Below are 18,901 nucleotides of genomic sequence, written 5' to 3' on the forward strand. Positions count from 1 at the left end.
CTGCGGAAACTGCCCCTCGACACCATCGACATGATCAACAGGATGCTCGACCATGCCGCGGCGAACCGCATGCGTTCGCTGCAACGGCATAAAGCTGCCCCGGGCGAACCCGACACCACGCTGGGCGGTGCCGACGTCGACGTGCCCGGCCTCGGACCTGTCTGACAAATGATCTTGGCTGGGTTCGCGGAGCCAGAGGATGAGTGCTGCGAGGTGGAGTCCGGCCCGGTAGCGGTCGGCGAGTTTGTCGAAGCGGGTCGCGATGGCGCGGAACTGCTTGAGCCGGTTGAAGCAGCGTTCGACGACGTTGCGGGCCTTGTAGAGGTCGCGGTCGAAGGCCGGTGGTCTGCCGCCGGCCTGTCCGCGCCGCATCCGGTTGGCCTTCTGATCAGCTCTTTCCGGGATCACCGCCCGGATGCCCCGGCGCCGCAGCGTCTGGCGGATCGCCCGTGCCGAATAGGCCTTGTCGGCGATGACTGCGTCGGGTCTGCGGCGCGGCCGCCCGACGCCGGCCCGGGGCACTCTCACCGCGTTCAGGACCGCGTCGAAGGCGGTGGAGTCGTTGACGTTGCCGGGTGTGACGAGAACGGCCAGGGGCAGGCCCCGGCCGTCGCAGGCGAGGTGGACCTTGGTGGTCAGTCCGCCGCGGGACCGGCCGAGCGCCTGACCAGCCGCCGCGCGTTCCGGATCTTCCAGTTCGTCCCCCGCCGCCGCCCCCTTTTACGGGCGCCGGCGGCGTGCTGGTGGGCCCGGTTGATCGTGGAGTCGACCGAGACCGTCCATTCCACGGCCCCCACGGAGTCGTCGCGGACCTGGACCTGCTCCAGCAGCCGGGCCCAGGTACCGTCCGCCTCCCAGCGGGCGAACCGCTCATAGACCGTCTGCCAGGGCCCGAAGCGTTCCGGCAGGTCACGCCACGGAGCACCCGTCCGCAACCGCCACAACACCCCGTTGATCACCTGCCGGTGATCCCGCCACGGCCGACCCCGCCCGTCAACACCCGGCAACAGGGGCGCTATCCGCTCCCACGCCGCATCCGTCAGCTCACCACGACCCACCACAAGATCAATTATCAGACAGGTCCTCGGGCCCCGCCACTATGTGGGGGACGAGCATGTGTGGGGCTGGTATCGCGGCTCGGCCGTCGGCCCCTACGCGTGCATGAGCGCACTCATGGCCGTCGAACGGTACGCCGACGACCTCATCGCCCTGGGTATCCCCCCTGAGCGAGTCGTGCACCTGCTGCTGCGCGGCTGCCACAATCTCGCCATGCCCGGGCTGGTCGTCGGCCTGCTCATCCGCCATCTCGAGGCTGCTGGGGATCTCCTCGACTGCTGGCTGGCCTCGCCGGACGTATGGGCTCTGGAGTTCGTGCGGGCTCCCGCCGAGGGACAGTTCCATGTGCGGGGAGCAGAACCGGACGACGTCGTCGGCGCAGAGCGGCGCAGGTGGACCCCGCACCAGGCCGCCACCGAACTCATCCGGCGGGCCATGGCAGCCGGGGACCAGCAGCGGCTCGACACGCTTGCTGAGGTCGCCGACCGCCTGGTCGCCAACGCACAGGCCGAGCCGGAACCACGTGACAACTTCGACGATCAGCTCCTCCTGGTCCAGGGCTGGGCGTCGGTGTTGCGGCCCGAGAATTATCCCGCCCAGCCAGCCCTCGACGGCTCGGTTGTCCGCCGCTACGGGCCTCCCGCCCCGGTCGCTGAGGCGCTGGTCTCGTCTGCTGCTCAGTTCGCCGCCGGCAGTGAAGCCCTGCGCCTGGAACACACCTACACTGACTACGACGGACACCCCAACGGATGGCCGGCGGACACGCTCTTGGCCGACCTCGCGCGTGCACGGCAGTTTGCCGCCGACGATCTGTCGCTCTTCTATGGTCCTCTGCATCCCCACGACGCTCCGGCCGCCGTCGCGGCCGCCGCCGTTACCAGCCACGCGCGCGGGCTCCTCGTCGTCCCGGACGACGACCTGCGCTGGGCGGCAGACGCTCTCCTTGCCGCCCCGGCTACTCCGCCCGCCAGCGCTGTGGTCGGAGAGGTACCGGTGTATCCGATGGCCGCCCTCCGTTCAGCCACCCGTGCGGTGCCCTCTCTGCTGCTCGCCCTGTTCGATCACCTCGGCACTGACCCGGGGCGCATCGAAGAGACTCTCACCGTCCTGGCCACTCGGTCCGAGGCCGTTCGCACCACTCTCGTTACCGGCTGCGCCCCGATGTGGCAGGCGCCCTGCGACGAAGCGCACGACGGCCTCCCTTGCCGACGGCACAAGGCCCTGTGGGCCGCCACCCAGGCAGGTATCAGCGACTGCCGCCTCGGTCCCTGGAACGTGGAGACACAGAGGCGGCAGCCACTCCTCCTGCCGCCCCCCTACACGGCCACCCTGCCCACCGTCCCTCCCGCCGACATGCTCGTGAGCCGGCTCGCGATGCCGATCGCCTGCACCGCCGCCGCCCGCGGCATCGCCTGCCTGGCCTCGCAGAGCGCTGCCCTGCTCCCGGTGCTGATGGACGCGCACCGCACCGCTACCGACCACTGGATGACCCAGGGCTACTGCGGATACCACGACGCCGAGCGTGAACTCGTCGCCCGCGCCCTGATCACCCTCGCCGCCCAGGGCAGCCCTGAACACCTCACCGCACACCTGACAACGTTCGCCGCCAATGCCAACGCCCTGCAGCAGCTACTGCGCGACCTCACCATCCTGTTCACCTACGACGCCCAGCTGCGCACCCTGCTCCCGGCCGTGTGGCCGATGGCCCTCAAAACCCTGCTCGATGCCCTTGACGCGGGAGCCGGCCTGCACGGAAACGGCCACTGGCCTGACTACGCCATCGCTGCTCTCCTACCGGCCCCGCAAGTGCGCACCGCCGACCCCAGCCCGGACGACAGCCTCAATCGAGCACGCCGCGACTGGCTGAGGCCCCACGCCCTGGACGAACTGGCTGACCGGTGGATCGTCCTGGCACGGGGCGAGCCCAAAGCCGCCGACGCCATAGCGCAGTTCGCCCGCACCACCTCCTATACATGGCAGTGCACGACCGGCCTGACATGGCTTGAGCGCATCATCGAAGGCCGCTATGACGCCTTCGCCAATCACTGCTGGTACGTCACCTACTGGCTGACCGAACTACGCGAAACCGCCACACTCGAGACCTCCGCACTGAGCCAGTGGCGCCGCGTCGTCGACGGCCTTGCCGCAGCCGGCGACCGGCGCGCTGTCGATCTCCAGCGCATCGACGAGTAGAGGGCCGTCCCACCGGGCAGCGACCCGCAGACCGGAAGGCCCGCACCCAGGGGAATGTAAGCCCCCTCCCAGCAACGCGCCTGCCATCCAAGGCATTTGGACGACGCCACGCGTTGTATGTTCAGGAGCCTGGCCGTATCCGGGCAGCGACACGATTTTTGGCGCGGGGGTACGTCATGGCGCGGATTGACCCGATCGCTCGGGCACAGGAGATGCGGGACTGCGGCACGGATCCACAGGTGCCGTACCCGGGGGCGGACAAACCGTGGAAGGGTATCTGCCACACCTGCAAGCAGGAGACCACGTCCTCCTACACCAGTGTGGTCACCAAGGGGCAAGGCGTCTGCTTCAACTGTGGGCAGCGCAAGAGCTCCGCGAAGGCGGCGGAGAAGCGGCATGTCCGGCCTGACGACGCGGAGAAGATCGTTCGTGCTGCCGGCGCCGAGCCGCTGGAGCCCTTCTTTGACACACAGACCACGTGGCGGTGCCGCTGCACGAGATGCGGACGGGAGATCGACGTCTGGTACTCCAGCGTGGCCTACGCGGGCAACGGCCCATGTGAACACTGCTCGGGCACCCTGAGGATGCCGGACGAGGACGCGCGGACCGAGATGTCCTCCTACGGCATCGAGCCGCTGGTTGCTTACCCAGGCCTGAACTCCAACTGGCGTAGCCGCTGCCAGACGTGCAAGAAGACCATCGATCCGACCCTGGCCAACGCCCGCCGAACGAAGTTCAAGTGCCGCTTCTGCGCGAAGCGGGCCACGGATCCCGCGACCGCTCTCGTGATCATGGAGGACGCCGGGCTCCGTCCGCTCGTACCTTTTCCCGGAAACGTCAAGCCTCCCTGGGCCGCAGAGCACGACGTCTGCGGCAAGGAGGTAGCCCCGGCACTCGACAAGGTGATGCAGCGCAGACGCGCACCCTGTCGGCACTGCGCCAAGTACGGCTTCCAACCGGGCCGCCCCGGCTATCTGTATCTGCTCACCCACGACGCCCTGGGAGCAGGGAAGATCGGGATCTGCAACGAGGGCAGTCGCCGGATGAGCGATCATGCGCGCCGGCTGGACCCTGGTACGGCAGGATCTCTTCCCCGGACAACTTGCCCTGGAAGCTGAGCAGCGCATACTCGCCCGCTGGACACAATTGGATCTGCCCTACGGCGTCGCGAAGCCGGACATGCCACAAGGCGGCTGGACCGAGACTATTGCCCTGATCGACCGTGCCGCGGACGTCCTTCTGCAGGACTACCTGTGGACGGTCGAAGCACTTACCCGCGGGTAGACGAGCGGCTCCGCCCAGATCCTCCATGGCTTGCTCAAGTTGGGTGTGGCGGCAGCCTGACCGCGTTGGAGGCTTCCGGGTGCCGCACCTGGTCGCGTTCAGAACCGTCTGCGCCTGGCGCTCCGTGCCGTCACCCGCGTGGTGCACGCGGGTTATCGCCGTCGCGGCACGCGCGGTCTGGGCCGGGCTGCGTTGATGCCGCTGGAGCCCATGAAGGTGGCGTGGCGCAGGTCGAGGACGATGCGCGGCTGGATGATGCCAGTGATGTCCAGGGCTTGCCGCAGAGGGCTCACGGTGTACTGGTCGATCTCGTCGGCCACGGTCAGCAGGTGGATGCCGGCGGTGGCGGTGGTCACGACCGACAGGGTGCCGGCTGCTTGTGGTGTCCGGTGTCTGTCATAGTCCCTCGAGCCGCTTTGGCGATCTTGGCCTGCCCAGAGCCTCACGGAAGTGGAAGCTTGCAGCCCGTATGACCCGATGCCGTACCGGCATATCCGCACGTGGAAGCATGACGGGCATGGCTGAACCTGAACTGGAGCTGCGGCAGGTCCATTACTTTGTCGCCGTGGCCGAGGAGGCCAACTTCACCCGGGCCGCTGCCCGGCTGGCCATGACCCAGCCGGCCCTTTCCCGTGCCGTGAAGGCACTGGAGCGGACCGTGGGCAGCGCGCTGCTGGTCCGCAGCCCGCAAGGCGTGACCCTTACGCCAGCCGGCCGGACTCTTCTGGAGGAAGGCAAGGCGCTGCTGGCCCAGGCCGCCAGGGCGACCGTCCAGGTACGCCGGGAAGCCGCCGCCACTTCCGTGGTGACAGTCAGCGGCCCTGGATGTGACGTGCTGCTCCTAGACCGCCTGGTGCGCGCCTTCAACGAGGCTCGTGCCCCGCACCGGGCGCAAGTCTCCGTCGGAACCATCGACGATCAACTGACCCGCCTGCGCTGCGGGCAGGCAGACATCGCGCTGTGGCGGGGCCCGGTGACGGCCCTCGACCTCGCCGCCCGGCTCCTGCGCCACGAACGTGGCCACGTGCTGGTCGGCTCGGCGCATCGGCTGGCCGAGCGGCGGTCGGTCACCCTGGCCGAGCTCGCCGACGAGCCGGTGATCCGCTGGCTGGGTGCGAGCGCCTCGTTGAGTGACCCCGCCCTGTGGCCCGACGGGCCGCCTGGACGCCCGGGTGTGGAAGTGAGCGACGGCCTGCAGATGCTGGCCGTCGTCCGGTTGGGACAGGCCGTGGCCTTCACCGCGGATCCGGACAACGGCGCTGGCCGGCCCGAGGGAACCGTCAGCATCCCGCTGGCGGACGGCCCCCGGCTGCCGCTCCACCTGGTCTGGGTCCGCGAGCGAGCCACCACCGACATGCACCGCTTCATCGCGCACGCCACACACGCCGGTCGGCCCGACCTTCCGCCACCGAGCAGTCCAGCCCGATCCGTGGCGCCGGTGCCGGGCCCAGCGTCACGGGCCGACGCCGTGTCACGCTGACCACCGCTTCCACCCCCGCCGGGTGCCGTCTCCACCCTGGGACATAGACCGGCTTCGTACCGCTGGACGACGAACGGGCCCTCTGCGGGCGGAATGCTGATGTCATACCCACCAGTGGTGGCCAGGGCAGCAGCCAGGCCGCCGGCCACGGCGCGGCGTTCGTCCGCGACGCGGCCCGGCTCTCCAGCCACGCCCCTCGCATCCGTTCCTCACCGGCCCGGCAGGGCAGGAAGTGGTCCCCATGTCTGTCCTCTTCACCGTCGTGACGGCCGTGGTCATCGCGCTCGCCCTCGGCGTCGCCGCGTTCGCCAGGGGCCGCTGGTCCGGCCCTTGGTGGCTGCTGCTGATCGGCGCCGTGATGGCCTACCCCCTCAACTTCCCACTGGACCGTATCCACGACGCCCCCGACGGCTGGCTCCGCTGGATCTTCCAGGCGGCGTGCGGCCTGCTCGTGGCCACGCTGCTCGCCCCGGCGTACCACCGGCTGCGCCGACACGACGCCGACCGCGCACACGGCGGCGACCGGGCGGACGCCCGTCCCGCCACACCGGATTCCCTGTCCTGACCCCGGTCCGGCGCGAGGAACTGCAGGTGAACCGATACCGCCCGTACGCCGCGCGCCGGGGACGGACGCCGGTGCCGTACGCGCCCGATACGTCGCTTACGCTCGCACCTGACATGGGACCTTTGCGTAACTGGCTCCTGCCCACCACCCTCGCGCTGCCCAACGCGGTGATTTTGGCTGTCCTGGTGTGGGGCAGCCCGCCGCACAACGTGCTGCCCCCCGCCGGATTGACGATTGCCCTCGTCCTGCAGTTCGTCGCACTGGGACGGCGCCGCCACGATCCACTCCGCGCCCTGGCCGGAACCCTGGCCGGAACGGTCATCGGCACCACGACCGCCCCGGAACACTTCAGCAACCTCGGCGCGTTCGCAGCTCTTTACTCCGTGGCGGTGCGCTGCGGCGGCCGGGTAACCGCCGCCGCTACCGCCGCCGCCGTCGCATGCGGCTGGCTGCCGGGCGCCCTGCGCTCCGGCTCCGTACCGGTGTCGCTGACCGACTTGGCGATTACCGCCGCCCTGTGCGTGGCGTGCGCCGGATTGGGCGAAGCACGGCGGCAGTGGCTGGAGGGCCGGTGGGCGGCGGCCGGCCGGCTGGCCCGGGCCGAGCAGGACAGTCGGCGGGCCGCCGACACCGAGCGCCATCGGCTCGCCAGAGAACTGCACGACGTCAGTGCCCACCACCTCACCTCCGTGGTGGTCACGGTCGATGCTGCCCGCCGGCTCGGCGCCGGACGGCCGGAACTCGTCGCTGAGGCCACCTCGTTCGCCGTGCGCACCGGCGAGGAGACCCGCACCGCGCTGCGCCGCCTGGCCACCGTCCTACGCGACACTGAGCCGCCCGAAGCGCGGCCGGTGAGCGGACGGCTGCGGGACCTCATCGCCGCGTTCGGCCGGCTCGGCCGTCCCGTCGACGCCGACCTGCCCGACGACCTCGCCGGCCCCGCAGCCGAGACCGTCCTCGCCATCGTCCGCGAGGCCCTCACCAACGCACTGCGGCACGCCCCCGGCGCTCCTGTGCGCGTCCGCATCCGGCGTGACGGCGACGTCCTCGGCCTGACGGTGGAAAATGATGCGCCACGCGCCACCCAGGCCCGGTTGCGGGCCACCACTGGACTCGGCTCGGGCCACGGCGTTACCGGCATGCACGAACGGGCAGCGGCCGTCGGCGGCGACCTGACGGCGGCGCCCGCCGCGGACGGTGGCTGGCGGGTGCGCGCGACCCTGCCGGACCACACCGGACCCGTCCGCCCGGACCAGACCGCCCGGCGGCACCCCCCGCGCCGCGAGCAGCGACTGACAGACGCCTGCCTGATGTTCACCGCCGTGATGGTGCCGCTCTTCGCACTGCTCTCCGCCATCGTGGAAGGGGCGCTGCCCGGCGACCCGGCCGGCCTGCTCGCACTGGCGGCGCTGCTGACCGTGCACGCGCTGCCCCTGCTGTGGCGGCGGCAGGCGCCCTGGGCCGCACTGTGCGCGGTGGCCGCGACCGTCTGGGCGCTACCCGCCGCGTGCGCCTCCGGCTTGGTCCCGCCAGCCTGGGCGAGCCTGCTGCCAGGCGCCGTGGTGAGCGAGGCGATGGCGGCGTACGCGGTCGCCGCCTATGGCTGGCACACCGTGCGCGGCCTCGGCGCGGTCCTGGCCGCCACCGTGAACCTGGTGGCCGCGATGACAGTGACGGCCGTGGTCGATGAGGTGCTTGTGCTCTCGCCGGCGGACGATCCGGTGGCTGTCGGCTGGACGGCGTTGCTGCTGTTGTGCGCCACGGGCCCGCTGCTGCTCGTCTCCTGGGGGACGGGCCGGGCGGCGCGCAGACGCCGGCTGCGGGTGGTGACGCGGGAGAGCGGCGCGCTCGCCGATACCGAACGGCGGGCCGCCGACGAGGCCGCCGCCGAACGCCGACGCATTGCCACCGAGTTGCACAGGGAGGTACTGGAACATACCGAGCGGATGGTGGCTCGGTCCGGTACCGGGGACCTTGACGACGTCGCGACCGAGGCCAGGGCGGCGCTTGCGGCGATGCGGAAACTGCTGGGCAGCCTGCGCGGCGGCACCGAGGAGGCGCGGCACGCTCCGCAGCCGGTCGCGGCCGACCTCGTCGAGCTGTGCCGTACCTGGCGCGCCGCCGGGCGGAAGGTGACGTCGCACGGACTGCCCCGAGCCGCCGAGGGCCTGCCGGCAGCGGTGTCTCTGACGGTGTACCGGGTGGTGGAGGCGGCGCTCGGCGCAGGGGACCGCGGACCGGTACGGATTACGCTGCGCCGGCGCCGGGAGCGGGTGCACCTCACGGTCACCGGGGTACTTCTGGCAGCCGCCGGACCGGTGGCCGAACGGCTGCGCGTCCAGGTGGAGGCGGGGGAGGGCGAACTGACGGTCGACCGGGCGGGTACGCTGCGCGTGTCCCTGCCCGCCGGTGACACACCGGACCGGGCCGTCAGCCAGGAGGTCACGTCATCGCCGTACGCGTGATGGTCGTCGACGACCAGGCGGTGGTGCGCGCCGGGTTTGCCGCCGTCGTCGACGCCGAACCCGACCTGACCGTGGTCGGCGAAGCCGGTGACGGCGGGGCAGCGGTCGCCCTCGCCGAACGACTTGCCCCTGACGTGGTGTTGATGGACATCCGCATGCCCGGCATGGACGGCCTCACCGCGACCCGCCTGATCACCGCCCTGGAGAGCAGACCGAAGGTCCTCGTCCTGACCACCTTCGACCTCGACGTCTACGTGTACGAGGCGCTGCGCGCCGGCTCGTCCGGCTTCATACTCAAGGACGCCCTGCCCGATGAGGTCCTCGCCGCCATCCGGGTGGTCGCCGCGGGGGACGGCATCCTCGCCCCGGCCGTCACCCGCCGGCTCATCGGGCAGTTCGCGCGCGGGGCGCCCGTACCGCCCGAAATCTCCGGGCAGCTAGCCGGTCTGACCCCCCGGGAGCGGGAAGTGCTGGTGCTGATCGCCTCCGGGTTGACCAACGCCGAGATCGGTGACCGGCTCGGGGTGACCACCGGCACCGTCAAGTCCCACGTCAACGCCCTGCTCGGCAAACTCCGCCTGCGTGACCGGGTACAGGCGACCATCCTCGCCTATGAGTCGGGCCTCGTCCGTCCCCGCGGCACATCCGACGACCCGGCCCGCGCGGGGTACTGAGCCCGTCGGGGGTGAGCTGGTGCCGGCGTACCGGTCCGCATCTGCAACCTGAGGTAGAGATGCCTTTCCTGCCGACGTCGGACGCCGCGCGCACAGGTGAGCGGGATGCTGTTGGACATGACAACACCTGCTGCTTCGACGTCCCTCCCGTACCACCGGCTGGCCCGCCTCACCGGCCGCCACCGGTGGTGGCGGCCGCTGCTGGGCGTGCCGCTGCTGGCCGGTGGCTGGCTGCTGCTGGTCATCGTGGTCGACACCGTCTCCTACGCCGTCGGCACGGTCGCCGGCCGGCCGGAACTGCGGGACGGTTCCATCGACTTCGGCCTGCTCCCCACCACCGCGCTGGAGCTGTCGTACATCGCCTTCATGCTTCCCCTGGTCCTGCTGGCCGTACGCTGGACGGAGCGCAGACCAGCTGGCAGCGTCTCGTCGGTGGCCGGGCGGCTGCGCTGGGGCTGGCTGATGCGCTGTTCGGCGGTCGCGGTACCGGCCGTCGCGCTGCTCGCCGTGGTCTCGTTCCTCCTCCCCACAGCCGAGGAGGGGTCCACTGCTACGGACCAGTGGGTGGGTCTGCCGGCGTTCCTCACCTCGATGGCGGTGCTGGCGGTGTTCGTACCGTTGCAGGCGGCAGCCGAGGAGTACGTGTTCCGCGGCTGGATGATGCAGGCGGTGGGCGGGTTCCTGCGTTCGCCGTGGTGCGCGGTGCTGCCACAGGCGGTGCTGTTCGCCGCCGCCCATGGCTGGGGCACCCCGTGGGGCTTCGCCGACCTGCTGGTGTTCGCCCTGGTCGCGGGTTGGCTGACCATACGCACCGGAGGGCTGGAGGCCTCTGTGGCCCTGCACGTCATGAACAACCTGATGGGTTTCGGCCTCGCTGCCACAACCGTCGACGGGTTGGCCTCCGACGAGACAGCAGCCGACCTGCCCTGGCAGATCGCCGCCGTCGACACCATGACGAGCCTGCTGTACGCCGCCGCGGTGCTATGGCTCGCACGCCGCAAACCGCCGCAGCGCCTCGCCATCCCCGCGGTTATCGCCCGTCCCACAACGCTGTCGACCCTGCCGCACTACTCCTCACCCGTCGCGTACGCCCCCGGTCCGTACCCGGCGCTGACGGCCACAACACCGTACGGCCCCGGACCCCGCCCCGAACCACCTCACGGATCCGGTGCACCGGCCGCGCCCTCGCCCGTACACCCCGGTACCGACGAGCGCCCGGCACAGTGAGCGGCACGGCCCGCCCGGGCCGAGAGCCCTGGCCTGCGAGGCCGCACGACAAGAAGGGGAAGGACCGCATGGAAGCGATCAAGGAACCGGAGTGGAGGACCGTGGGAGTCCTGGGGGCTGCCCGCGGCGCCCGGGCAACAGCCGAAGACCCCATCGGCACCGAGCACCTGCTCGCCGGACTCACTACGGTCAAGGGGCCCGCACGCGAAGCACTCGCGGACGAGGGCGCGACCAAGGTCGCGCTCCTCGCGGTGTTGCGGGACCGGGAGGGCCGCGTCGGTGCCTGGAGCGGTGACGACGACACCGGCGCGAGTGTGGCCGCGCCGGACGTCCTCGGGGACGACGGTGACCGGCGGCTCCGTTTCACAGGGTCCGCGGCCAAGGCGCTGGCCGCCGCGATGGAACACGCCCGGCGTGATGGCGCGGCGAAGTTCGGCGCTGTGCACCTGCTGCGCGGTCTGCTGGAGGACGACAACCGTGCGGTGGAGACACTGGCAGCCTGCGGCGTCGCACCACAGGCACTACGGGCCCGTCTCGACGGCGACGCCGGCAGCCCACGAGAGGACGGCCTGACCTCCCTGTTGCACGCCACTCGCGACGCCCTCCTCGGTCGCCGCCCCTACCGGCACATGCGCCCCTGGAAGCGATGGCTGGTCCGCGGCGGCGGGGTCAACTGGGCGTCGATGCCAGTCCCGCACCTGACCGGGGCGGGGGACTCCGCCTTCGCCCTTCGCTTCGCGGGCGGCGAGCGGCTGGCAGGCCTGGGCCTGACCTATGCCTTGACGCATGCTGTCCTGACCGGTGGGCGCATCCGCCTGACGGCCGACGCGCGGCCCGCCGAGCGGTACTTCGACCAGGTGGCGGGTCCGGGCGCCGCCGCTGACGACGCAGGCACCGGTTCGCTGGTGGCGCTCCTGCTCGGGGAGGAGACCCGGGCCCGGCAACTGGTCGACGCACTGACCACCTCCCCGGACCACTGATCCGGCGCGACCGATCCGCGGTCCGGGCCGGTCCGGATCGGTGCTCAGCGGGCCAGTGCGGCCGCGTCCCCCATGACGATGACGGGGTCCAGAGCCGGATCAAGGGCGAGCAGCAGTTCCTTCATGTGCCCTTCGGCGATGCTGACGCAGCCCTGAGTGGGACCGTCGTGGTCCACGTGCACCCAGATGCCACCGCCCTTGTCCTCACCCAGCGGCCGAGTCCAGTCCAGCGGTGTGGTCCCCGGCTTGCGGTTGTAGTCGATGGCGACCACGTAGTCGAACGAGCCCGCCAGCGGCTCCCCTTCGAACCCGATGCCGGAGATGCTGAACGCCGAGGAATGGTCGTAGGGCAGACGCGTGCCCGGGTCGGGGAGCAGGCCGCCCGCGTCGGTGAGCCCGAAGACGCCGATGGGTGAGCGCAGATCGCCCAGACGGTGGTCGTCGGTCCAGCCCTTCAGCGCGTTGTGCGCGGGCCAGGGTCCCGCGGCCGGTTCCCAGCCGGCGGCGGTGCGCTCGTACAACACGGCCGTGGCGGTGTTCTCGTCCGCGCCGTCGCCGGTGACCAGCAGTACCTGACGGGAGGTGGCGGGGATGTCGTCGAGCATGGCCGAGCCCACACCGGGCAAGGGCGCTTCACTCCGTACCGGCTGGGGCCGCGCATCGGGCATGGCCGGCCGACCGACAACGCCAGCCTGGGTGGTAGCGGCCGGCGCTGCCGCTTCCGTGCCATCGGCGGATGAAACGCAGCCGCTCACTAGGAGTACGGCACTCAGAGTGACGGTCGCGGAGAGCGGGCGTCCAGGACGTATGGGCATGACTGAGAAACCTCTCGCGAGAAGGAGATGGGAAAGAGGAAGTCGGCGCGTCAGCCGTAGCGGAGCGTGCTGATGAGCGACTGCACCTGTTGCAGCACGCTGGCCCAGGCGTCGGGAGAACCGGCTGACGGGGCGACGGTGAAGCCGGGCACGGGGCCGTCCGGCCGCCCGCCGCGGCCGCCGGGGGAAGCGGACGGCATCGATGGGACTGCGCTGTCGGCGGCGTAGGGCCGGGTCGAGGGCTCGCCCAGACAGATGCTCACCTGGAGGGCGTAGGCACCGTCCGCGGACCGAACCACGGACCGGGCGGGGTACTCGAGCCGTCCGCCCAGGCCCTTGCACGCCTCGCCGAGTGCGGCCGTCGGCGACAACGTGGCGGTCAGGGGCAGGATGGTGTCCGGGGCCTCGACCCGTGCGAAGGCGACGATGGCGCCACCGCGCTCCAGAGCGGTCAGCGGCGCGCAGGCGAAGGCATCCCTGCGGTGCGCGACGCCTTCGGCGCAGCCGGGTTCGACGGCGCCGGGGGAGAGCGACTGCGTAGCGGCGTAGACCATAGTCGGGCGGTCCGTTCTCGCCACTGTGCGCGCCTGCCAGCCGTCGGGCAGCGTCAAGACCAGGTTCCCGGCATCGGGGAACCGTACGACCCACTCGTGCGTGTCCGCGGATGCAGTTGCGGCCGGCGGCACGGAAGCCGGCTCCCGGCCCGGCGGCCAGCCCGTGCCGGGCCACACGGCGATCGCTGCCGCCACCAGGGCCACGGCGGCGGCCGCGGCCGTCCGCCTGCGTCGGCGTCGCCGGACACGGTGCCGGATCCGGCCCATACGGTCCGCGGGAGCGGTCAGCTGCGGCACCGCACGCTCCAGCAGCGCCCGCACTTCGGCCGGTTCGCGCACGGGGGTCAGTCCGTCTTCGGCATCAGGCACGGGACCGCCCTCCCCTTCCGCTCGCGGAGCGCGGTCCGCGCTCCTGTGGCCGGTGACCGTCGGCCGGGACGTGGGAGGAGCCGTCGAGCAGCCCTCGCAGGGTCCGCAGGGCCTTGGCAGCCTGGCTCTTGACCGTGCCCGGCCGGCACCCCAGGACGTCCGCCGTCTCCTCGATGGAAAGGTCCTCGAAGTAGCGCAGTACGAGCACCGCGCGCTGCCGCGGTGGCAACTGCCGCACAGTGACCGACAGCGCCTGCTCCAGGTCCACGCCGGTGAACGGGTCGCCGCCCGCGGGCCGGTCGGGGACTTCGCCATGCGGCACCTCGCCCCGCCAGCGGCGCCTCCACCACGAGGCGTGCGTGGTGAGCAGCGTCTTGCGGACGTACGCCTCCGGGTGTTCCCGCGCGATATGGGGCCACTTCGGCCACACCTTGGCCAGCGCCGTCTGCAACAGGTCCTCGGCCAGGTGCGCGTCGCCGGTCAGCAGCCATGCCATCCGCAACAGGCGCGGCCCGCACGCTTCGACGAACTCCTCGAAATCTCGCACGCTGGACTCCTGGCCGTCCCGCGCACCGGTTCTGTCGTCTGTCGCGCCGGACATGTCCCCGCCATCGTGCCTGTGCCGTTCTCGGATCTCCCACATCGGGTAAACCCTCTGGCCCACCGGCCCGGTTGCCCGCAACGAAATGTTTTTCCCATCCGTCTCCAAGACCGGTTCCCCGGCGGACCGGCCCGGCCCGGCTCGCCCTCACAGGCGCCCGCCCCCCCCATGCGCGCACGGCATGGGGGCATGCCGGATCGGACCTTCCGCACCCACCAAACCAGGTGGTTCGCTGGCCGTCAGCCGGAACGCCCGGCGTGCACAGCAAAGGAACGGACAGTGGAACCTGTCATCGTGATCGGCACCCTGCACCTGCGGGCTGACCGGGCCGACGAGGCCCGCGGCGTCATCGCCTCGGTGGTGAAGCAGACACACCAGCAACCGGGCTGCCTCACCTACGCGGCCCACGAGGTGGCGGACGACCCACTGACCGTGGTGGTCATTGAGAAGTGGGCCTCGCAGCAGGACCTCGACGACCACAACACGGCGCCCTGGCTCGCCGAAGCCCTCAGCCGGGTCGGCGAACTGCTCACCGACGCACCGCGGATACAGGTGCTTACCCCGCTCGGCTACGGCACCACCGACAAGGCCTCCCTGCGCTGACCGTCGCCGCGCTCCCAGGCCCCGGCCACTCAAGCCGGGGCCTGCACCGCCCGGCCCGCCCGGCCCGGCACACCCGCCGAACACGCGGACCGGGTTCCTCAGCCCACCAGCCCCCGCTCCCAAGCCCAAGCGGCGATCTCGACCCGATTGCGGGCGCACAACTTGGTCTGGATGCTGCTGAGGTGGCTCTTGACCGTGCCGACGGTGATGACCAACTCCTGTGCGATCTCCGCGTTGGTGCGCCCCCGGGCGACCAGCCGCATCACGTCGCACTCCCTGGGGGACAGCCCATTGGTGTCCCGGGCCGGTACCGGAACGGTCAGGGAACGTAGCAGGCGCACGGTGATCGCCGGGCTGATCAGGGTTTCGCCGGAGACGGCCGCCCGGACCGCCTCCACCAGCAGCGCGGGGCCCGCGTCCTTCAACAGGAAGCCGCAGGCGCCGCGTCGCAGAGCGGTGTGGACATACTCGTCCCGGTCGAAGGTGGTGGCCATGACGACCCTGACCGGATCGGCGACGTCCGGCCCGGCGAGCAGTTCAAGCGCCCGCAAGCCGTCCATGCGGGGCATCCGGATGTCCATCAGGGCCACGTCGGGCCGCAGCCGCGTGGCCAGTTCGACGGCTTCTACGCCGTCCGCGGCCTCACCGACCAGTTCCATATCCGGCTGCGCCCCGATGATCATCCCGAAGCCAGCCCGTACCATCGCCTGGTCGTCTGCGACCAACACCCGGATCGTCATACCGCGCCGTCCTCATCGCTCACGCCACAGCCTTTCACGGGCAGGACAGCCGCCACGACCCACCCCCCGTCGGTTCCCGGCCCGGCCTCGATCCGGCCGCCGATCGTGCCGACCCGTTCGGCAAGTCCGGCCAGCCCAAACCCGGACCGCGACCATCGGGCGGGCCGCGCCGCCCCGTCGTCCGCCACTCGGACGGACAACCGGTCGGGTGTGCAGCGGATGTCGACCTCCACCACACGCGCGGCGTCTGCGTGCTTGCGCACGTTGGTGAGCGCCTCCATCACGACCCGGTGGAGAGTGGACGCCACCTCCACCGGCAGGTCCTCCGCCACGTCATCGACGGACAGCTCGACACGAGGCCCGCCCGCCGCCGTGAACTCCTCCACCATGGGAGCCAGCTCACTGAGACCAACCGGCGGCGCCAGAGGTACGTCCTCGCTCGCCTCGCGCAGTACACCGACCATCCGCCGCATCGCGCTCAGCGTCCGGGTGCCCGCCGACTCGATCTGCTCAAGGGCGTCAAGCGCCCTCTCGGGGGCGAGTTCGGCGACGTAACGGGCGCCTTGCGCCTGGACGACGATGCCTGTCACATGGTGGGCGACGAAGTCATGCAGGTCCCGGGCGAACTCCGCGCGCTGCTCGGCGCGCACCGTGGCGAGCAGCCGCTCGTGCGAGGCCGCCTGGAAGCGCAGGTACAGACCGACGCCCACCGCAACGGCAGCAGCCAGGCACTGCACCGAGCCGAACAGCCCGGCGTGGTCGGAGAGCGAGGGCACGGAATGTTGGGCGGCAGTCCGGTACGGCTGGACACAGAGCGCCAGGCCAAGGGCCACCACCGCCGGGGCCGTGGCCCACCCCTTCCCGCGATGGGTCACGGTGATCACGAGCAGCACCAGCGCGAGAACCTCCGCCCACCCCCACAGGCCATCGGCCTCTGCAGCGATCAGCAGCGCGGTGACACCGAGCGAACCAGCAGCCACAACCAAGGCGAGCGACGACAGCCGGTGCCGCGCGTGCGATCCGGCTGTCAGCCACAGCGCGGCGGCGGCCAGCGCCGATCCGGCCTTGGCCGAGGAGGTCACCAGTGTCGTCGTGTCGCTGAAGGTTGTGTCGGCGAATCCCAGCAGAACCAGAGCGACAAGACCGGCCGCCCTGCCCGCCCCGGACCAGCCGGCTGGTGGTTGTTCGTTCAGCATCGACGACACGATAGTGGCCGTACGGAGGGCACCGGATCAGCCGAAAGTCAGAGATCCGCCGTCGCACAGTGGACGCCCCCCATGGCCTCGCCGCGTGACGCAGCGGGCCGGACCCGGCTGCGCAGAACCCCTGGGCACGTGCGATGACAGCCGCACGCTCGCCGCCACCGCTCCGGTCGTCGACACCCTTGAGGCCTGCTTCCGTGATGGCGGCCTCCGTGGACAGGGCAGCTCGCCGTCGCGAGCGGCAAAGCTGGGCTGCCCTGTCCGCGGAAGTACCGGCGAGAGAAGCCCTGGGCGGCTCTCGCTTTACCCGCGGTTGTCAGTCGGCCGGGGTGTGCCCGGGCTCGTCGACGACGCCGACGTCGAGCAGAGCGACCTCGTCGGAGCCGAGGTAGTTCAGGTCCTTCTCTCCGAAGACCCACACGTCGCGGTCCTTACCGTCGCCAAAGGCGAGACCGACGCCTGCCCGGCCGGCGGCGTCCTTCGCACTGGGTACCACGGTCACACCCGGGATCCGAGCTGCAGCGCGGTAGAGGGCCGCGTCCACCTCGGGCAGCAGCGAGGCTCCCGGCAGCATGGAGCCGATCATCTCCAGAGCGGCCTCCTCATGGGTTGGTCCCTGACCCTCCGTCTCCTTCCAGAGCTGCTCGTACAGAGCATCGGGGTCTGTCGGAAGAGCCTGCAGCTCCCGGTAAGTGGTGCTGTTGGGGTCGGCTTGCAGCGTCATGTCCTTGGTGCCCTTGCCGGAAGGTCCTGCAAGCACGGTGATGCGAGCCAGTCCGTCGCGCCTGCCGTCGACGGCCTGCCAGTCCGAGCGGCGGAAGGTGTCCCGGCCCTGGTCCATAATCTGCTGAGTGCCCTGGGTCACGGTATAGATGTACTGGTCGTCGCGGACCCGCGGGGCGTTCTGGGCTGCGGCAACCGTGGCGATGCGGTTCAGCAGCCGGACCGCCTCGGGATCGGTGGACGGTTCGCCGCTGTCGCCGTTGCCGACGGTGAGCACGGTCGCGACGACCGCGGCGGCGCCGAGGGGGACGGTGATCGCGGCGAGACGCCGGAACGACCGGGACGGGGACCGGCCCTTCCCGGCCGGGCGGGTGGTTTGTGAGGGCGCGTCGCGAGTGATCTCTTGCATGAGGTGGGACTCCAACTGGGTCAGGCGGTCATTCGGCAGCACGGGGGCACCCGGGGTCGGCAACAGCCGCGCCAGTTCTTCGCGTTCGGTGGGATTCATCGATGTCACTCCTGTGTCGACGAGGCCGTGTCGGCCCGGTCACCCGGTTCCTGTCCGCCGGTGGACAGGCGTCTCGTTTCTGCTCCGGTCACGAGCGGCTGCCCGGCCGGGACGATGCGCGAGTTCGCTCTCGGCCAGGCGTCGCAGCCGCTGCCGGGCCCGGGAAAGCCGGGACCGCACCGTGCTGACCGGCACCCCGAGCGCGGCTGCGGCGTCGGCGTAGCTCAGCTCGGACCAGACGCACAGGGCGAACACCTCGCGCTCCCGCGGGCGCAGTTCCCCCAGTGCCACCCGCGCGGCGGCGAGACGCTCGGCGTCCTCCATGCGGCCGACCAGCGCATCAGTGAAGTCGGGCACCGAGTCAGTGTCGGAACGGTGCCTTGGGAGCCGGTCGAGCGCGGCTCTGTGCCGACGGGCCGCACGGCGGGTGTTGCGCAGCACGTTGGTGGCGATGCCGAACAGCCAGGCGCGCAGACCGTCACCGACATCCACCTCGTAGCCGGACCGCGCGGCGCCGTCGTCGTCCAACAGCTTCTCCCGTAGACGCCACGCCTCAAGGAAGGTCAGCGAGACGACGTCCTCGGCGGTGGTGGGATCGCCGAGCCACCGTGCGGCGTGGTCGTGCACGGCCTGCGCGTGCTCCCGGAAGAGCTGTGCGAACGCCTGAGTGTCACCGGCTCGTATTCGAGCACGTAGAGAAAGATCCACGCTCCGTCCTGTCCGCTCCCAGCGGGCCGTCTCCATGATGTGCGTCACGCCGGGCGACCGCCGCGGATGGTCCTCCGGTGCCGACCGGACGCATCACGCGGATCCGCCTCGGTTCGCCCTCACCTCTGCGTGTGGCACAGGTCACCGCGACGCG

17 protein-coding genes and 1 pseudogene are annotated in these 18,901 nt (G+C 71.1%); 9 read left to right on the forward strand and 9 right to left on the reverse strand.

Annotated elements, in window-relative coordinates:
- Window positions 1-159 precede the first annotated feature (159 nt).
- Window positions 160-1,058: pseudogene (locus ACIF8T_RS36220) on the reverse strand (IS5 family transposase); the annotation flags it as partial.
- A gap of 115 nt (window positions 1,059-1,173) precedes the next feature.
- Here ACIF8T_RS36220 and ACIF8T_RS36225 point away from each other — a divergent pair.
- The gene (locus ACIF8T_RS36225; protein ID WP_400041195.1) at window positions 1,174-3,249 is read left to right on the forward strand and encodes a hypothetical protein; all 2,076 of its coding nucleotides are present in this window, start codon (window positions 1,174-1,176) and stop codon (window positions 3,247-3,249) included.
- Window positions 3,250-3,425: 176 nt separating this feature from the next.
- Window positions 3,426-4,367, forward strand: a complete 942-nt coding sequence (locus tag ACIF8T_RS36230) for a hypothetical protein (RefSeq protein WP_400041197.1) — start codon at window positions 3,426-3,428, stop codon at window positions 4,365-4,367.
- A 318-nt stretch (window positions 4,368-4,685) separates the two neighbouring features.
- Here the strand turns inward: ACIF8T_RS36230 and ACIF8T_RS36235 are convergent, their stop codons facing one another.
- Window positions 4,686-4,889 carry a hypothetical protein gene (locus tag ACIF8T_RS36235; RefSeq protein ID WP_400041199.1) on the reverse strand — a complete coding sequence of 68 codons (204 nt, stop codon included), beginning with the start codon at window positions 4,887-4,889 and terminating at the stop codon, window positions 4,686-4,688.
- 152 nt (window positions 4,890-5,041) lie between these two features.
- On the opposite strand from ACIF8T_RS36235, the gene ACIF8T_RS36240 reads away from it, so the two are divergent.
- The 6 genes from ACIF8T_RS36240 to ACIF8T_RS36265 all read left to right on the forward strand — a co-directional run bounded on the left by ACIF8T_RS36240 (window position 5,042) and on the right by ACIF8T_RS36265 (window position 11,924).
- Window positions 5,042-6,013, forward strand: coding sequence for a LysR family transcriptional regulator (locus tag ACIF8T_RS36240; RefSeq protein ID WP_400041201.1), 972 nt, complete (start codon window positions 5,042-5,044; stop codon window positions 6,011-6,013).
- A gap of 241 nt (window positions 6,014-6,254) precedes the next feature.
- Window positions 6,255-6,578, forward strand: a complete 324-nt coding sequence (locus tag ACIF8T_RS36245) for a hypothetical protein (protein WP_400041203.1) — start codon at window positions 6,255-6,257, stop codon at window positions 6,576-6,578.
- A 113-nt stretch (window positions 6,579-6,691) separates the two neighbouring features.
- The gene (locus tag ACIF8T_RS36250; RefSeq protein WP_400041205.1) at window positions 6,692-9,043 is read left to right on the forward strand and encodes a sensor histidine kinase; all 2,352 of its coding nucleotides are present in this window, start codon (window positions 6,692-6,694) and stop codon (window positions 9,041-9,043) included.
- Window positions 9,043-9,717 carry a response regulator gene (locus ACIF8T_RS36255; RefSeq protein WP_400041207.1) on the forward strand — a complete coding sequence of 225 codons (675 nt, stop codon included), beginning with the start codon at window positions 9,043-9,045 and terminating at the stop codon, window positions 9,715-9,717. Before ACIF8T_RS36250 ends, ACIF8T_RS36255 begins: the two co-directional genes overlap by 1 nt.
- Window positions 9,718-9,834: 117 nt before the next feature.
- On the forward strand, window positions 9,835-10,944 hold the full coding sequence (locus tag ACIF8T_RS36260; RefSeq protein WP_400041209.1) for a type II CAAX prenyl endopeptidase Rce1 family protein: 1,110 nt from the start codon (window positions 9,835-9,837) through the stop codon (window positions 10,942-10,944).
- Between the two features lie 68 nt (window positions 10,945-11,012).
- A complete protein-coding gene (locus tag ACIF8T_RS36265; protein WP_400041211.1) occupies window positions 11,013-11,924 on the forward strand; it encodes a Clp protease N-terminal domain-containing protein in 912 nt (303 codons plus the stop codon).
- Window positions 11,925-11,968: 44 nt separating this feature from the next.
- Here the strand turns inward: ACIF8T_RS36265 and ACIF8T_RS36270 are convergent, their stop codons facing one another.
- Genes ACIF8T_RS36270 through ACIF8T_RS36280 form a run of 3 tightly spaced genes read right to left on the reverse strand, consistent with a single transcriptional unit; the run spans window position 11,969 to window position 14,263 of the window.
- The gene (locus ACIF8T_RS36270; protein ID WP_400041213.1) at window positions 11,969-12,739 is read right to left on the reverse strand and encodes a hypothetical protein; all 771 of its coding nucleotides are present in this window, start codon (window positions 12,737-12,739) and stop codon (window positions 11,969-11,971) included.
- A gap of 50 nt (window positions 12,740-12,789) precedes the next feature.
- Window positions 12,790-13,662: a hypothetical protein gene (locus ACIF8T_RS36275; RefSeq protein ID WP_400041215.1), complete on the reverse strand. Its 873-nt coding sequence runs from the start codon at window positions 13,660-13,662 to the stop codon at window positions 12,790-12,792.
- Complete coding sequence (locus tag ACIF8T_RS36280) at window positions 13,655-14,263, reverse strand: SigE family RNA polymerase sigma factor (RefSeq protein WP_400041217.1); 609 nt, start codon at window positions 14,261-14,263, stop codon at window positions 13,655-13,657. Before ACIF8T_RS36280 ends, ACIF8T_RS36275 begins: the two co-directional genes overlap by 8 nt.
- A gap of 279 nt (window positions 14,264-14,542) precedes the next feature.
- Here ACIF8T_RS36280 and ACIF8T_RS36285 point away from each other — a divergent pair, with 279 nt between their 5' ends.
- Entirely contained in the window at window positions 14,543-14,866 is a 324-nt protein-coding gene (locus ACIF8T_RS36285; protein ID WP_400041219.1) for a putative quinol monooxygenase, read from the forward strand.
- 98 nt (window positions 14,867-14,964) lie between these two features.
- Here ACIF8T_RS36285 and ACIF8T_RS36290 read toward each other — a convergent pair whose 3' ends face one another.
- From ACIF8T_RS36290 to ACIF8T_RS36305, 4 genes are all read right to left on the reverse strand, one after another.
- Window positions 14,965-15,606: a response regulator gene (locus ACIF8T_RS36290; RefSeq protein ID WP_400041221.1), complete on the reverse strand. Its 642-nt coding sequence runs from the start codon at window positions 15,604-15,606 to the stop codon at window positions 14,965-14,967.
- A complete protein-coding gene (locus ACIF8T_RS36295) occupies window positions 15,603-16,802 on the reverse strand; it encodes a sensor histidine kinase (protein ID WP_400041223.1) in 1,200 nt (399 codons plus the stop codon). The genes ACIF8T_RS36290 and ACIF8T_RS36295 overlap by 4 nt, the downstream gene beginning before the upstream one ends.
- 322 nt (window positions 16,803-17,124) lie before the next feature.
- Window positions 17,125-18,039: a CU044_5270 family protein gene (locus ACIF8T_RS36300; protein WP_400041225.1), complete on the reverse strand. Its 915-nt coding sequence runs from the start codon at window positions 18,037-18,039 to the stop codon at window positions 17,125-17,127.
- A gap of 39 nt (window positions 18,040-18,078) precedes the next feature.
- Window positions 18,079-18,747, reverse strand: a complete 669-nt coding sequence (locus tag ACIF8T_RS36305) for an RNA polymerase sigma factor (protein WP_400041227.1) — start codon at window positions 18,745-18,747, stop codon at window positions 18,079-18,081.
- Window positions 18,748-18,901 lie beyond the last annotated feature (154 nt).

Origin of the sequence: Streptomyces sp. NPDC085946 (genome assembly GCF_044540485.1) — a bacterium.
Lineage (GTDB): Bacteria > Actinomycetota > Actinomycetes > Streptomycetales > Streptomycetaceae > Streptomyces.

Excerpts from the sequence above, each read along its gene's own strand:
- ACIF8T_RS36225 (WP_400041195.1), top strand. The coding sequence starts at position 1,174 with ATGGCCGTCGAACGGTACGCCGACGACCTCATCGCCCTGGGTATCCCC.
- ACIF8T_RS36230 (WP_400041197.1), top strand. The coding sequence starts at position 3,426 with ATGGCGCGGATTGACCCGATCGCTCGGGCACAGGAGATGCGGGACTGC.
- ACIF8T_RS36240 (WP_400041201.1), top strand. The coding sequence starts at position 5,042 with ATGACGGGCATGGCTGAACCTGAACTGGAGCTGCGGCAGGTCCATTAC.
- ACIF8T_RS36245 (WP_400041203.1), top strand. The coding sequence starts at position 6,255 with ATGTCTGTCCTCTTCACCGTCGTGACGGCCGTGGTCATCGCGCTCGCC.
- ACIF8T_RS36250 (WP_400041205.1), top strand. The coding sequence starts at position 6,692 with ATGGGACCTTTGCGTAACTGGCTCCTGCCCACCACCCTCGCGCTGCCC.
- ACIF8T_RS36255 (WP_400041207.1), top strand. The coding sequence starts at position 9,043 with ATGGTCGTCGACGACCAGGCGGTGGTGCGCGCCGGGTTTGCCGCCGTC.
- ACIF8T_RS36260 (WP_400041209.1), top strand. The coding sequence starts at position 9,835 with ATGACAACACCTGCTGCTTCGACGTCCCTCCCGTACCACCGGCTGGCC.
- ACIF8T_RS36265 (WP_400041211.1), top strand. The coding sequence starts at position 11,013 with ATGGAAGCGATCAAGGAACCGGAGTGGAGGACCGTGGGAGTCCTGGGG.
- ACIF8T_RS36270 (WP_400041213.1), bottom strand. The coding sequence starts at position 12,739 with ATGCCCATACGTCCTGGACGCCCGCTCTCCGCGACCGTCACTCTGAGT.
- ACIF8T_RS36280 (WP_400041217.1), bottom strand. The coding sequence starts at position 14,263 with ATGTCCGGCGCGACAGACGACAGAACCGGTGCGCGGGACGGCCAGGAG.
- ACIF8T_RS36290 (WP_400041221.1), bottom strand. The coding sequence starts at position 15,606 with ATGACGATCCGGGTGTTGGTCGCAGACGACCAGGCGATGGTACGGGCT.
- ACIF8T_RS36295 (WP_400041223.1), bottom strand. The coding sequence starts at position 16,802 with ATGCTGAACGAACAACCACCAGCCGGCTGGTCCGGGGCGGGCAGGGCG.
- ACIF8T_RS36300 (WP_400041225.1), bottom strand. The coding sequence starts at position 18,039 with ATGAATCCCACCGAACGCGAAGAACTGGCGCGGCTGTTGCCGACCCCG.